General features: G+C 40.7%; 13 protein-coding genes and 1 tRNA gene. 6 read left to right on the top strand and 8 right to left on the bottom strand.

All coding sequences use genetic code 11. The features are described 5' to 3' along the window. Positions 1-15 precede the first annotated feature (15 nt). Positions 16-89 (bottom strand) — tRNA-Met (locus E3D81_RS09805). A gap of 332 nt (positions 90-421) precedes the next feature. On the opposite strand from E3D81_RS09805, the gene E3D81_RS09800 reads away from it, so the two are divergent. Together E3D81_RS09800 and E3D81_RS09795 are read left to right on the top strand one after the other, a co-directional pair. Next, entirely contained in the window at positions 422-799 is a 378-nt protein-coding gene (locus E3D81_RS09800; RefSeq protein WP_099366324.1) for an START-like domain-containing protein, read from the top strand. 168 nt (positions 800-967) lie between these two features. Continuing rightward, a complete protein-coding gene (locus tag E3D81_RS09795; RefSeq protein ID WP_134777291.1) occupies positions 968-2,431 on the top strand; it encodes an LptF/LptG family permease in 1,464 nt (487 codons plus the stop codon). Positions 2,432-2,460: 29 nt separating this feature from the next. Here E3D81_RS09795 and E3D81_RS09790 read toward each other — a convergent pair whose 3' ends face one another. Next, positions 2,461-4,797: an outer membrane beta-barrel family protein gene (locus tag E3D81_RS09790; protein ID WP_262708806.1), complete on the bottom strand. Its 2,337-nt coding sequence runs from the start codon at positions 4,795-4,797 to the stop codon at positions 2,461-2,463. A gap of 271 nt (positions 4,798-5,068) precedes the next feature. Here E3D81_RS09790 and E3D81_RS09785 point away from each other — a divergent pair, with 271 nt between their 5' ends. From E3D81_RS09785 to E3D81_RS09775, 3 genes are all read left to right on the top strand, one after another. Then, a complete protein-coding gene (locus E3D81_RS09785; protein WP_167554271.1) occupies positions 5,069-5,410 on the top strand; it encodes a helix-turn-helix transcriptional regulator in 342 nt (113 codons plus the stop codon). A 34-nt stretch (positions 5,411-5,444) separates the two neighbouring features. Further along, positions 5,445-6,656, top strand: a complete 1,212-nt coding sequence (locus tag E3D81_RS09780) for a bifunctional 3,4-dihydroxy-2-butanone-4-phosphate synthase/GTP cyclohydrolase II (RefSeq protein ID WP_099366320.1) — start codon at positions 5,445-5,447, stop codon at positions 6,654-6,656. Between the two features lie 490 nt (positions 6,657-7,146). After that, a complete protein-coding gene (locus tag E3D81_RS09775) occupies positions 7,147-8,577 on the top strand; it encodes an NAD-dependent succinate-semialdehyde dehydrogenase (RefSeq protein ID WP_134777289.1) in 1,431 nt (476 codons plus the stop codon). Positions 8,578-8,659: 82 nt separating this feature from the next. On the opposite strand, the gene E3D81_RS09770 is transcribed toward E3D81_RS09775, so the two are convergent. From E3D81_RS09770 to E3D81_RS09745, 6 genes are all read right to left on the bottom strand, one after another. After that, positions 8,660-9,169, bottom strand: coding sequence for a hypothetical protein (locus E3D81_RS09770; RefSeq protein WP_134777288.1), 510 nt, complete (start codon positions 9,167-9,169; stop codon positions 8,660-8,662). 70 nt (positions 9,170-9,239) lie between these two features. After that, on the bottom strand, positions 9,240-9,791 hold the full coding sequence (gene hemJ / locus E3D81_RS09765) for a protoporphyrinogen oxidase HemJ (protein ID WP_134777287.1): 552 nt from the start codon (positions 9,789-9,791) through the stop codon (positions 9,240-9,242). Positions 9,792-10,153: 362 nt separating this feature from the next. Continuing rightward, entirely contained in the window at positions 10,154-11,191 is a 1,038-nt protein-coding gene (gene hemE / locus E3D81_RS09760) for a uroporphyrinogen decarboxylase (RefSeq protein WP_134777286.1), read from the bottom strand. Then, positions 11,191-11,706 (bottom strand): hypothetical protein, encoded by a 516-nt coding sequence (locus E3D81_RS09755; protein ID WP_099366313.1) that lies wholly within the window; start codon positions 11,704-11,706, stop codon positions 11,191-11,193. Before E3D81_RS09755 ends, hemE begins: the two co-directional genes overlap by 1 nt. A gap of 8 nt (positions 11,707-11,714) precedes the next feature. After that, the gene (locus tag E3D81_RS09750; RefSeq protein WP_099366312.1) at positions 11,715-12,422 is read right to left on the bottom strand and encodes a response regulator transcription factor; all 708 of its coding nucleotides are present in this window, start codon (positions 12,420-12,422) and stop codon (positions 11,715-11,717) included. Next, a complete protein-coding gene (locus E3D81_RS09745) occupies positions 12,412-13,287 on the bottom strand; it encodes a sensor histidine kinase (RefSeq protein WP_134777285.1) in 876 nt (291 codons plus the stop codon). Before E3D81_RS09745 ends, E3D81_RS09750 begins: the two co-directional genes overlap by 11 nt. Positions 13,288-13,406: 119 nt before the next feature. Here E3D81_RS09745 and E3D81_RS09740 point away from each other — a divergent pair, with 119 nt between their 5' ends. Further along, a complete protein-coding gene (locus E3D81_RS09740) occupies positions 13,407-14,108 on the top strand; it encodes a YjjG family noncanonical pyrimidine nucleotidase (RefSeq protein WP_134777284.1) in 702 nt (233 codons plus the stop codon). Positions 14,109-14,290: the final 182 nt, after the last annotated feature.

The following is a 14,290-nucleotide window of genomic DNA, read 5'->3' as shown; positions in this document are numbered from 1 at the left end:
CTTTCCTTTATCTTGTAGCGGGGAGCAGGATCGAACTGCCGACCTCAGGGTTATGAATCCTGCGCTCTAACCATCTGAGCTACCCCGCCGTTTTTCGGTATGCAAAGATAGTAATAAGCAACAACTTTCAAAGAAAATTTCAATAAAATTATCCCTAAAAATAAACTTTCAACCCCCTAAAACTCTAAACCTCTTTATAATCAAAAAGATAGCAAAAATCCACCTCCCCTACTCTTAAACCCACATTACCCCCTTATTACTTTAGGCATAATTGTTGAAAAGCCACTTACTGTTAAAAAAAAGATGTGCACTATTTTTTTAATAAGCGATTAATTGATTATACTTACAAAAAGTAGGATAGCATTGGGGGCCTACTTTTTTTACTAACAACATTTATAAAACGAACTACTGAGAACAAATTATGTCAGAAAAAACTAAACTACACCTTGAATATGTGTTGAATTCATCACCTAGAATTCTATTCCCATATCTACAGGAGCCGAATGAACTGGCACAATGGTTTGCTGATGATGTAAACTACCACGATGGAATTTACGAGTTCGTTTGGGATAATGAATCCCACCGTGCGAAACTGGTATCCGTCAAAGAAAACAAAAGCGTAAAATTTAAATGGTTGGATGACGAACCTTATTTCTTCGAAATCGAAATCATACAGGACGAATTGACCAATGATGTAGCTATCGCAGTTACGGACTACGTAAAAGAAGACAATATGGAAGACAGAAAACAAATCTGGAACAATTCCATTGGTTATCTACAAAGCGTCATCGGCGCATAACTATATCCAAACAAAGCCTGAAATGAAAACCTATTCCTTTCAGGCTTTTTCATATCTTATCCCTATTAACTTTTTCCTAACAAAAATACGTTCATAAAAAATGTATCTTTGCAGAAATCCATGGGTCAGACTTAGCAAAGATGCCCCATATCAAGGATTATTAGCAACATGAAGAAGATTCACTCCCTCATATTACAAGCATTCATCAAACCATTTATGGTTACTTTCTTCATTGTGATGTTTGTACTATTGATGCTGTTTCTTTTTAAGTACATCGATGACCTGATCGGAAAAGGTTTCCAATGGTATGTAATCCTTGAACTATTAAGTTATCAGGCGGCCGTGCAGTTAACCATGGCACTCCCACTTTCCATGTTGTTATCCTCGATCATGACCTTTGGAAATCTGGGCGAAAGTTACGAATTGGTGGCTATCAAAGCTGCTGGGGTTTCTCTCCGCAAAGCCATGACCCCACTATTCATTGTAGTAGGACTTTTCAGCGCCGGCTCTTTTATCTTCTCCGATTACATCCTTCCCGTGGTCAACCTAAAAATGGGTTCCCTACTGTACGATGTCCGTAAGAAAAAAGCCGATTTCCTGATCAAACCGGGCGTATTCAACAATACGATCCCTGGTTATTCCATTCGCGCAAAAAGTAAAAATGAGGAAGGTACCGTCCTTTACGACCTCATGATCTATGAACACGCCACAGGTGGTTCGGCCAATAATGTGATCTTCGCGAAAGAAGGCTATATACAGAATTCTGCCGACAATAAATACATGTTATTGGAATTGAAAGATGGTGTTCGTTATGAAGACAGCAATGTAAAAGACGCGAAACGATACGACCCCCGTCAGCAATTTACCCGATTCAGATTCAAGGAAACGACCCAAAAATTCGATATGGAAAGTTTCCAGATGGGGAATACGGATAAAGAACTCTTCAAGGATCATCATCAGATGCTTAACCTCAGACAATTGAGGCATTATTCGGATTCCAACAGGGTATCCTTGGATAGTGTGGCGAAGATTAACTCCGTGGAAAGCAAACGGTACATTAACTTCTTTGCCAATTACTATCAGGAAAATAAACCGAAAACGATCAATACCAAGATAAAATTAGCAGATATTGAACAGGAGAACATGCGTCGTTCGGCCATCAGCAATGCCCTGTCGCAAGCGAGACAGATCAAAGAGAATGCTGATCTAAGGATGAATGACTACCAGTTCTTTGCCGAGAAGGATATCCGATACGATATCGAATGGCACCGAAAATTCACTTTGGCCGTGTCCTGTTTACTGTTATTTGGTATTGGAGCACCATTGGGTGCCATCATCCGAAAAGGTGGTCTTGGATTGCCTGTAGTCATGGCGATTATTTTCTTCCTGATCTATCACGTTATTGCAACCATATCAGAGAAAGCAGCGAAAGATGCCAGCCTGACCCCAATGTGGGGCATGTGGATGGCCATCATCGTCCTTACGCCATTGGCTATATTCCTAACGTATAAATCCACCTCCGATTCGGCCTTGTTCGATGCGGAACAATATAAGAACAAAGCGGAGGCCATCTGGAAAAAAGTTGTAGGCCTCTTTAATAAAAAGAAAGACAAAGCGACCCTTTCCTCTTAGGAAGGTCGCTTTTGTAAAATAAAAACACCTTAACTTCCCCCTATTACCCTTTTCATCTCACCGGTTTCCGACCCTGATCTTCGTTCCTTTGTAAAATCTTTTCCGATCTTAAATGTTGCGGAAAGAATAAAAGTCCTGGAATCCAGATTAAAGTGCTGATTCATGCGAACAGCCCCAACCTCTGAAGTTGTCCTGTACCGCATCGTTTTGAAAACGTCATTTCCGCTCAATTTTAAGGTCAGATTTTCGCGCAACAACTTCTTCTGAACGCCTATGGATACGGATCCCATCGACTTTCTTCTATAAACTCCGTCCGATTCGGGCGATAAATATTGCCCATTGATCTCTAATTGCCAAGCTTTCGGCAATTTAAAGGAATTGTTGGATTGATAATTTAAAGACCAGCCTTTATTATCGATAACTTCCTTATTGAACGCTCCAAAATAATGGTTTTGATAGATCAGCACATTATTGATGCTGGTCCAGAAGTTCAATGGTTGATAACTATGATTGATATTCGTGCCTATATTACGGAAGCCTTCAATATTAGCAACCGAACGGATGGTCATATTCTTTTCAGGGATTTGTGTCAGCACCGAAGTCATCACCTCTGCTACATCGGTATAAAAAAAGGAAATATTTAGATTACGACCATAGCCATAATTCAGTTCAAATGCATGTGCTTTTTCGGGTTGCAACAATGGATTTCCTTCATAAAAAACAAAAGCATCTACATAATATCGAAATGGATTGAGGTCATAATAATCGGGCCTATTGATCCTTCTGCTATACGATAGTTGGGTTTGATGTAGGGCACTCCATTGCCTTGCTAATGTCGCGCTTGGAAACCAGTTCAGGTAAGACCGCTTATGTTGCACAGAAGTAGTTAATAACAAGCCATCAGCCAAGGTTTTTTCAGCTCGAAGACCGGCCTGCAAACTCCATCCCTCCTTCTTCCACTGGTAGTTCAGATATCCGGCATGGATCTGTTCCTTGTACAGGAAATGATTACTGGTACCCAGATCCCTGATCCAAGATGCTCCTTTTAATGTATCATTGATCGCATTATTGTCTGCTTCCATCACGCTACTCTTCCATCCTATCTCTACCTTCTGGTTTACGGTTAATTGGTGAAGATAATCGACCTTGGCTACAGCAAGCTTGGTAACAGAAGGCGTTTGGTTTTTCCGTTTGGAGATAAAGGGTTGTTGAAATGTGGTCCGTTGAAAATCAGAAATCAATAATTGATCGGCATCATAGGCTGCATGGAGAAAATCAAGATCAGCCGTTATTTCATGTCCCCTTTCTCCTATCCGATGTACATAACCCAAACTCACATTATGATTGTTCCAGGTACTGATGTTTGAATTATCCGTCAAAGAATTAGAAATCAATTCCCCATTTTCAAATAAAATGTTGTTATATCCCTGGTTCAGGTTCTTATAAGTTCCAAAATTTCCAGTCCAGTTCAAACTGATGAGTTGGCTAGATGAAGGAATATAATCCACCCCAAACTTAGCGTTGTGGGTATTCAGCGGTTCTTCCGTCACGGAATATTGCTTGGATACCCTTGCTTGAATCTCAGCAGGAAGCTTCTCAAAGAACCGGTCAAATTGCCTATACTCTTCCTCCCCACGAAAGGCATAATCATAGGCCGAATACAGGTTCCATTTATCCCGTTGAACATTCAGGTTAATCCCACTGCCATTCCTTAATTTTCTTCCAGCACCAGCAAAGGCATTGATCGTAGCATTGAACCCTTTCTTACGTTGATTTTTCATAACGATATTGATCAATCCGCCCATTCCTTGCGCATCAAATTTTGCCGAAGGATTGGTGATCAACTCTATGCTTTTAACGGAAGAAGAGGAAGTTCCTCTCAATAGGCTAGTCAATTCCTTTTGGGATAAATAGGATAACTTTCCATTGATCATCACCGCGACATCTTTCTTACCCCGCATCTGGATCTCCCCATCATCACTCACTTTTACTCCAGGAGCTCTTTCCAATATTTCCAAGGCCGTCATTCCATCAGATAGTACGGAGTTCTCGATGTTCATTACCATTCGATCAGCACGTTGTTCTATAAATCTGGGGCTAGCCTTTAAGGTGATGGCTTCTATTTTCTGGGATGCGGAAAATAGAAATAAGGTATCAAGGTCTACAAAGCCTTTCTCAACTAGCACTTGGTCAATATATAAAGTTTCATACCCCTGATGGCTTATCTGTAAATGGTATTTTCCAGGACCGATGGTTTGTGAAAAACTTCCGTTTTCTGTACTGTAACTTTCCTTTTCTAGCTGTTGCAAAGCATTTTTGAACAAGATGCTCACTTGGCTTAAGGGTTGTCCTTCCTTATCAGAAATTACACCTTTGATACCAGTCTGAGCATTCGAGAACAGCGTGAAGAAAATCAGAAAGCTTGTTAATTTTAAATTTAATTACATATTGATACGTATTAGCATAATAAAATTTCTATTCCCCAAGGTGATGTAATTTTCAGAAAATTATTTAGAATAATTATAAATAACACCACAAAAGTATTAGATTTGTTTACCCATCAATAACAAAAAAGGGATAATAATACGGATGGAGGCAAGTAAGGATACCAGGAATTTGAAATGTTCAAACATCGATTTGAAAATAATCAAAGAAATAAAAACATACTTAGAGGAAAATAGCCATGAAGATATACATATTGTTACTCTTGTTCGTCAATTTGGGATCAATGAATTCAAACTTAAAACGATTTTCAAACAGGTTTATGGCATAACCGTGATGCGCTATTTACGCAAATGCCGGATGGATCGTGCGCAGGATATGTTGGTGAATACGGATTTGGAGATCAAGGAAATCGCTTTCCTCATAGGTTTCAAATATGCCCATCATTTCAGTAAGGTTTATCAGGCCCATTTCCATGTACTCCCGAAAGACGCCCGAGGGCATATTTATGACAACTTACTTATAAATAAGTCCTAATTAACCGTTACCTTTGTACACTTATTTAAAACTAATGGATATTAAATTAAACACGATTGAAGAAGCAATCGAGGATATCAGAGCTGGAAAAGTCATTATCGTAGTAGACGATGAAGACCGTGAGAATGAAGGCGATTTTGTTACTGCTGCACGCAATGCTACCCCTGAAGTGATCAATTTTATGGCTACCCATGGTAGAGGATTGGTATGTGCACCTTTAACCGAAGAACGTTGTCGTGAGCTTAATCTGGGTTTAATGGTTAACCAAAATACTGCCGTTTATGAAACCAACTTTACGGTTTCTGTGGATCTTCAAGGTTACGGCTGTACGACAGGTATCTCTGCATCCGACCGTTCGAAAACCATAAAAGCATTGATCGATCCTAATATTCGTCCGGAAGAATTAGGTCGTCCAGGCCATATCTTCCCGCTGATCGCGAAGGATGGCGGTGTATTGCGTAGAACTGGTCATACCGAAGCTTCCGTGGATTTAGCGCGTTTAGCTGGTTTTGAACCTGCAGGGGTATTGGTTGAAATCCTAAAGGATGATGGCGAAATGGCAAGGCTACCTGATTTGATCAAAGTAGCGGAGCGTTTTGACCTGAAGATCATCTCGATTGAGGATCTGATCGAATATCGTTTAAAACATGATACGTTAATCCAGGAAGAGGTTTCTGTTGAGATGCCAACCGAATGGGGGGATTTCAAAATGAAGGCCTTTACTCAGAAGAATACTGGTGAGCAGCACTTAGCTCTTTATAAAGGCGAATGGGCAGAAGATGAACCGATCTTGGTTCGTGTTCATAGCTCTTGTGTTACTGGGGATATCTTCGGTTCTTGCCGTTGCGATTGTGGACCACAACTTCACAAATCCATGGAGATGATCCAAAAAGAAGGTAAGGGAATTATTGTTTATATGAACCAGGAAGGTAGAGGAATCGGCCTGATCAATAAGCTGCACGCCTATAAACTTCAAGAAGAAGGCGTGGATACGGTGGATGCAAACCTGCAGTTAGGTTTTAAAGCTGATCTTAGGGATTATGGAGTTGGTGCACAGATATTGCGTTATATGGGAGTAACCAAAATGCGTTTAATGTCTAATAATCCTACCAAACGTGCCGGATTGATTGGCTATGGTTTGGAGATTGTGGATAATGTGCCGATCGAAATCGAACCGAATCCTTATAATACGGAATACCTGAAAACAAAAAGAGACCGTATGGGTCATACGTTGAGTAATCTGTAATTTTAGATGATAGATGTTAGATAATAGATGTTAGACCTTGGGCGCCTTACAGTTGTCTATTATCTATAATCTATTATCTAATGTCTAAGGAGGGCGTATAATTTGTTGATTAACAAATTTATACGCCCTCCTTTTTTACGTTTATTATCCATTTTCTCGAGGTTGTTTCTAACCTATGACTTCAAAATATGTTTGAATTTGGGTAAGAATCGTAGTTTAAGTAGGTTTAAAGCAGGGTTAAAGTAGGCGGAAAGTAGGTAAAGCATACATTTTACATACTTTAGGTATACTTTCAGTATGGTTTAACTCCGAAGCGAACTATAATAAAAAGTTTCCTTCACATCGTTTGTAATTGATCTATAATATTACTTTTTTGCAACATGTAGGTCGAAACAAAACTTTACCTTCACTGTTCCATAAATCATACCAAGAATCCAGAAATTATAGGGTTATTTATAATTTTCAGCAAGAATTCATAAAACAAAGCATCATGAAGAATTCACTTTTTATCGAAAAAGCTTATCATAACGGTTCCTTTTTATCTTCCGAAAAGACATTTGAAGTAATCAATCCAGCAACTTTAAAACCCATCGGCTCGTTGCCGGATCTTACGGTAAAAGACTGTCAGAAATTCATTAAAACAGCAGACAAGGCTTGGAAAAGCTGGAAATCAACGCCTGTAGGCGAAAGATCAAAGTTGGTTAGAAGGCTTTTTGAATTGATCAATGAACATCGGGATGAGATAGCGGAAATCATGACCTTGGAAAGTGGAAAGCCCATCAATGAATCTCAAACAGAAGTGGATTATGCCAATTCTTTTATGGAATGGTTTGCTGAGGAAGGGAAACGTGCTTACGGGGAAACTATTCCTTCCCTAGCTGGTAATACCAGGCTTCAGACGATCAAACAGGGTATTGGTGTGGTGGCCGCCATTACGCCTTGGAACTTTCCGCTTGCTATGATTACGAGGAAAGTGGCTCCGGCATTGGTGGCAGGATGTACTGTGGTTCTTAAACCGGCATCTCAAACCCCTTTTTCGGCCATTGCTTTGGCTAAGCTGGCGGATATGGCAGGATTTCCAAAAGGTGTGCTCAATGTGATCACTTCGAAGGATAGTAAAGGGATTGGAAAAGAATTGGCGACTAGTGAATTGGTAAGAAAAATATCTTTTACGGGATCTACGGAGGTTGGTCGGACTTTGATGGAGCAGGCTGCGAGCACCATCAAAAGAATCTCTTTGGAATTGGGAGGGAATGCGCCATTCTTGGTTTTTAATGATGCGGATATTGATCTGGCGGTTAAGGGAGCTATAGCTGGGAAGTTTCGTAATACGGGGCAGACCTGTGTTTCCATAAATAGGTTTTATGTGCAGGAGGATGTTTATGGAGAATTTTGCAAGAAGTTGACAGCCGCGGTTAAGAATTTGGTGGTTGGAAATGGATTGAAGAAAACGACGCAGGTTGGTCCATTGATCAATAAGTCTGGGTTGGAAAAAGTGGAGCATCATGTGGCGGATGCGTTGGCCAAAGGGGCGAAGATTGAAACCGGTGGAAAAGTGATCAAGGATTTGTTTTATGAACCTACCGTGCTTTCTAATGTAAGTCCGGAAAGCTTGATTGCAAGTGAGGAAACCTTTGGTCCTGTATGTGCGCTATTTAAATTTAAAACGGAAGATGAGGGGGTAAAAATGGCAAATGATACGCCTTTTGGTTTGGCATCTTATTTTTACAGTGAAAATGTGAAGCAATGTTTTAGGGTTGCGGAGCAATTGGAAGCTGGGATGGTAGGAATTAATGCAGGCTTGATTTCGAATGCTTCGGCTCCTTTTGGCGGGGTGAAACAGAGTGGATTGGGAAGGGAAGGCTCGAAATATGGGTTGGAGGAGTATATGGAAATTAAGTATTTGTGTTTCGGAGAGTAGGAACTTTCCCCGTCATTGCGAGGAACGAAGCAATCTTTCGGTTAGTGTAAAGATTGCTTCGTCGTACCTCCTCGCAATGACGTTACCAAATATGATACCTCACCCCTATCATCACATAATTGGGATCTATCGCTTCCGAAGCAAATTGATACTTCAACTTATACCCTGTATAAATCGATAAATCAACTGAGGGAAAATAATAACTCACACCCACTTGTCCAATCGCATTCGTATAATTCTCTTTTCTTCTAATAGGTCCTTCCACATCCCCATCGATCGTAAAATCATAGGTATAAAAATCCTGACTAATCCCCGGACCTAAAAAAATATTGAAATTAGATTTTTCCTTGTTAAACACATTCACCAAATAATCTGCACCTACGGCAATATATCCACCTCTACCATAAACCTGGGCCTGTAAAGCTTGATAATTTGTCAGATCATACTTTCCTTGCACACCAAAACTCCCATCATAAGTTGGACTTTCCATCTGCACATCGCCATAAAATCCAAAAGCCCATTTATGCTCCTGTGCCTGACTGCTTCCAATAAATAATACCCCACAAAATAATATGGTCAATAGCTTTTTCATAATTATAATTTTAGTCTCTTTTGTATAATTTTAGTCTTTGGTGCAGAGTTCTAGCCTACGTTTTATAGTCCTAATCTACGTTTTCTCCTTTAGATTTTCGATAGCGCTTATAAAGCTTTACCAGCACCATCAACAAAACACCTAATCCGATAATTCCTGTTACTCCAAATACCCAACCTATCGTTGATTTCAATACCACCAAAAATACAATCGCAAATAAGATAATGGTAGAAACTTCATTCCAAAGACGCAACTGGGTTGATGTCCAGGTTGAATTCCCATCCCTCAGCTTAAACATGATCCTTTGAGAAATAAAATGGTAGATTACTAATCCGAGTACAAAGGCCAGTTTCATATGCATCCAACCCATGGATAATAATCCGGGGTTGACATATAACATGACGAGGGCCGAGGCGATTACTAAGTACATGGAGGGAGTTGTAATTACCCACCATAACCGGCTTTCCATGATGTTAAATTGCTTATGAAGCACTTGGTATTCGATATCTGATTTTTGTTTTGCTTCGGTGTGGTAAACAAAAAGGCGTGGCATGTAGAACAGGCCCGCCATCCAGCAAACTACAAAAATGATATGAATAGACTTGGCGTATAGATAAAGCATTTTTAAGTATTTATTACAAAGGTACGAAAAGAAAAAACTTCATAATGAGGGACGTTATCCGTCATTGTGAGGAACACAACGTCATTGCGAGGAACCTCACACGTCATTGCGAGCAACCTCACACGTCATTGCGAGGAACGAAGCAATCTTTAACCATGTCATGGTGAGCGTAGTCGAACCATCTGTTCGTATACTACCGTACAGATCCTTCGACTACGCTCAGGACGACATACATGGCTAAAGATTGCTTCGTCGTACCTCCTCGCAATGACGGGAAAGCTTCCTCGCAATGACGGGAAAACCTACTCGCAATGACGGAGTAAACCTCCTCGCAATGTCAATTAATCTCCCGAGGAGAAAGCCTAATACCTAAAATCCTTGATAACCTCTACCGCGTATTTCACGTTATCAAAAGGGATATCCGGCATAATACCATGCCCGAGGTTAAAAATAAAACCATCTTCCCCTCTCATCCTTTCAAAAAGATCCAAGATCTTCTTCTTGATCACCGGTTTATCCGCATACAATACAAAAGGATCCAAGTTTCCTTGTACCGCCATTCCAGCAGGTAAAGATTTCTTGATATTCAACAGATCCGCATTCCAATCCACCGAAACCACGTCCGGCTTTGCTTCTGCCATAATAGGCGCAAATACCGAACTTCCTTTACAGAAAGAGATCACTGGAATATCCTTACGATTAATATTATCCAAAATATATTTATTGTATTTATGGCCAAACTCTTGGTAATCGTTCCAAGAAAGCGCCAATGCCCAGCTATCGAACAATTGAAGGGCATTTACACCCGCCTCCACCTGCATGTTCAAATAACCTATCGTCACATCAGCAATTTTTTGAAGGATATAATGCGCCAATTCCGGCTCATTATTCAGTAAAGTCTTCGTACGTTTAAAATCCTTGGACGAAGCGCCCTCTACCAAATAACTCAAGATCGTAAAAGGTGCACCTGCAAATCCGATCAAAGGCACTTTTCCATCCAAACGTTGTTGGATCACCTTGATCGCATCAGCCACATATTGCAATTTGTCCAAACAATCTACATTCAGGTTTTCTGCATCTTGAAGGTTTCTAACCGGGTTTGAGAAACGCGGCCCTACACCCTGCTCGAAGGAAAGGTCACCTCCCATAGCCTCTGGCGTAACCAAAATATCCGAAAACAAAATGGCAGCATCAACCCCCAATAGATCGATCGGCAACATCGTTACATCCGCCGCAATCTCTGGAGTTTTGCACATCTCCAAGAAAGAATATTTGTTCTTAATTTCCCAATATTCCTTCATGAACCGTCCTGCTTGACGCATCATCCATACAGGAGGTCGTTCCGTAGGCTGCGATAAGGCAGTACGGATCAATAGATCATTCTTTAAATTGTTGTTCACTATATATGTTTATTTACTTCGTTTCTGATTTTTTCTATGATGGAAACCTGGCGCGCCGTTAGCTTAAGCTTTTCGGCCAGGTCCAAATAGGTAGTCACCCGTTCGTATTCTTTTTTTCTCAGGTTGATATTTGCCAGATTGATCAATACCATGCCCTTTTCATTATCTTTTCGCCATGGCAAACGGGATGCCATTTGGAAGTGGTATTCCGCCTCATCTACCCGCTCCTCTTTCAAAGCGATGTTTCCCATCATGAATTCATAGAAATTACGACGACCTTTGCGCAATTGATCGGGATTCTTGATCTCCGCCAATAAAGCTTTGGTTCGTTCGTAATCCTGTTTATGGAATGCTTGAGTAGCTAAATAGACCGTACCTTCCTTAAAATAACTCCAGGTCAGGTAGGCGATCCCACCAAATATGTAAACCGCAATATTATAATGCTTGGCATATATGGCATACAATAGAAAAGCAACCGCAATAGCGATTACTATTTTACGTGCATTATTGGTCATCTGCTAATTTAATTCTGGTTGTCCGTGAATTTATAGCCCACACCACGGATGGAATGGAAATAAATAGGATGTTTCTGATCAGGTTCAAAATATTTACGGAAAGTCAGGATGAAATTGTCGATGGTACGTGTAGATGGATAAACATCATAGTTCCAGACAGTTTCCAGGATCTGTTCACGTGAAACAGCCTCATTCCTGCGTTCGATCAATAATTTCAACAACATCGTTTCCTTTTTGGTCAAGGAAGAGATGCTGCCATCTGCATGGTGCAATTCGAAGGAATTGAAATAGATGGTCTTATCACCAATGGTGTAGGAATTAAGTTCTTTCAGGTCATCCCCTTTCATTCCACGACGGATCAGGTTGGAAACACGTAGAATAAGTTCTTCCAGGTTGAAAGGCTTCACCAAATAATCATCAGCTCCTTTTTTCAAACCGGTGATCCGATCTTCGGAACTGTTCTTGGCGGTCAAGAACATGATTGGAACTTCAGAGTTTTGCAGACGAATGGTTTCAGCAACCTGAAATCCATCGATCTCTGGAATCATCACATCCAATATGATCAAATTGAAGCGTTCTTCCTTAAATAGTTTCAAGGCCTTTTTACCGTCCGTAGCTGTAGTCACCCGATAGCCTTCCAGCTCCAGGTTCAATTTGATAGCTTCCAATAAATGTTCTTCGTCTTCAACCAGAAGTATACGTTGTTTAGCTTGCATAGTTTTCAAATGTTACTTCAAAAATACTTCCTGAGGGTTTATTGTCCTTTACCCGAATGGAAGCATTGTGTTTTTGTAATACTGTTTTTACGATATATAACCCCAAACCGGTTCCTTTGGTTTTGCGGGTAGCTTCGCTGCCGACGCGATAAAACTTATTAAATATAAGTTTTTTTTCGTCATCGGGAATTCCTTCCCCATGATCGGCAACAGAAAATAACAGGTTTTGTCCTTGTTTATTCAGATTGACGGAGACCGTGGCGCAGGGTGGTGAATATTTCACCGCGTTCTCCACCAGGTTGGTGATTACGTTCGTAATCGCAAATTTATCCGCTTTGATTTCAATATCCTCATCCAATTCTGCTTTGATGACCTGGGATTTACAGGCATTCTTCTGCAATCGATCGATCACCTGCTCGACCAACTCCGTCATGTTGAACACTTCTTTTGGCAATTGGTAAGCCCTATTCTCCAACTTGGTGGTAAGTAACACATTCTCCACTAAGTCGTCCAAACGTTCGATATCTTTTAAAGAGTTAGAGAGGAAAACCTTTTGCTGTTCCCTGTCCAGATCGCGTTTTAGAATGGTTTGGATGTAGAGTTTTACAGATGCCAAAGGCGATTTCAGCTCATGGGTAATGGCCAAAAGGAAGTTCTGCTGCTGTTGGTTATTTTCATGTTCTCTTCTAACATGTTTTTTGAGGCGAAAAGCACCCCAGATAAAGATCAAAAAGAAGATCAAGCCTTCACCAATGATCATACCCTTCCGGTCTGGTTCAAATTTGATCAAGATGAATCCCCACCAAAGCAATTGCGTGATCGCATAAAAAAACAAGAAATAAAAAAGAAATAATGCCTTCCTCATAATGAAATTCCAACCGCAAAGGTACTTAAATACGGATGTAATCGAAAACGCGCAAAAGAATATGACAGTAGGCTTAGAAACAGGTTTGACTGCCCTTTGGAAAGCCTGTATATTTGTACATGTTCAAAGATAAAAAGCATCTGTTTTTCGACCTGGATCATACTATCTGGGATTTTGATAGAAACGCCGAAGAGACCTTACATGATCTCTATTATAAATTTAATTTCCACGATCTTTTTCAGCGACAGAATTCGGATGAATTTATTGAGACGTATACCGTGAATAACCATCGGTTATGGGACCTGTACCATCATGGCAAGATCGATAAGGCGACCTTAAGAAAATTGAGGTTTGCTGATACGTTTAGTCAGTTGGGTGTGGATCCTGGGTTGTTTCCTGTGGCTTTTGAGGAGGAGTATTTGGCGATTTGCCCGACCAAGACGAATTTATTTCCCCATGCGCATGAAACTCTTGCTTATTTGCAGGGAAAGTATCGGTTGCATCTGATTTCAAATGGTTTTAAAGAGGCCTGTGAAAAGAAATTGGAGCATAGTAAGTTGTACCCTTATTTTGAGACGATCGTGATTTCGGAGATTGTTGGGATTAATAAGCCGGATCCTAGGATTTTTAAGCATGCTTTGGATAATGGGAAAGCGGAGAAGGAACATGCGGTAATGATCGGGGATAATTTGGATGCGGATGTTCGCGGAGCGAAGAACGCTGGTTTGGAAGCGATATTTTTTAATCCAGGGGATAAGGATAAGCCGGAGGATGTGGAGTATATGATTGTGGATCTGAAGGAATTGCAGGATATTTTTTAGGGGTGGCAGCATAGCGCGGGGGCGTCATTGCGAGGTTGCCCGTCATTGCGAGGAACGAAGCAATCTTTCCAAATGTCATGCTGAGCGTAGTCGAAGCATCTGTTCGGATATATGCGTACAGATCCTTCGACTACGCTCAGGATGACAAGCTAAAGATTGCTTCGTCGTGCCTCCTCGCAATG

It is taken from the genome of Sphingobacterium sp. CZ-2, from assembly GCF_004526235.1.
In the GTDB taxonomy this organism is placed as follows: Bacteria; Bacteroidota; Bacteroidia; order Sphingobacteriales; family Sphingobacteriaceae; genus Sphingobacterium; species Sphingobacterium tenebrionis.
Note: the sequence above shows the minus strand (reverse complement) of the source record. Positions and strands in the feature narration are given on the sequence as shown.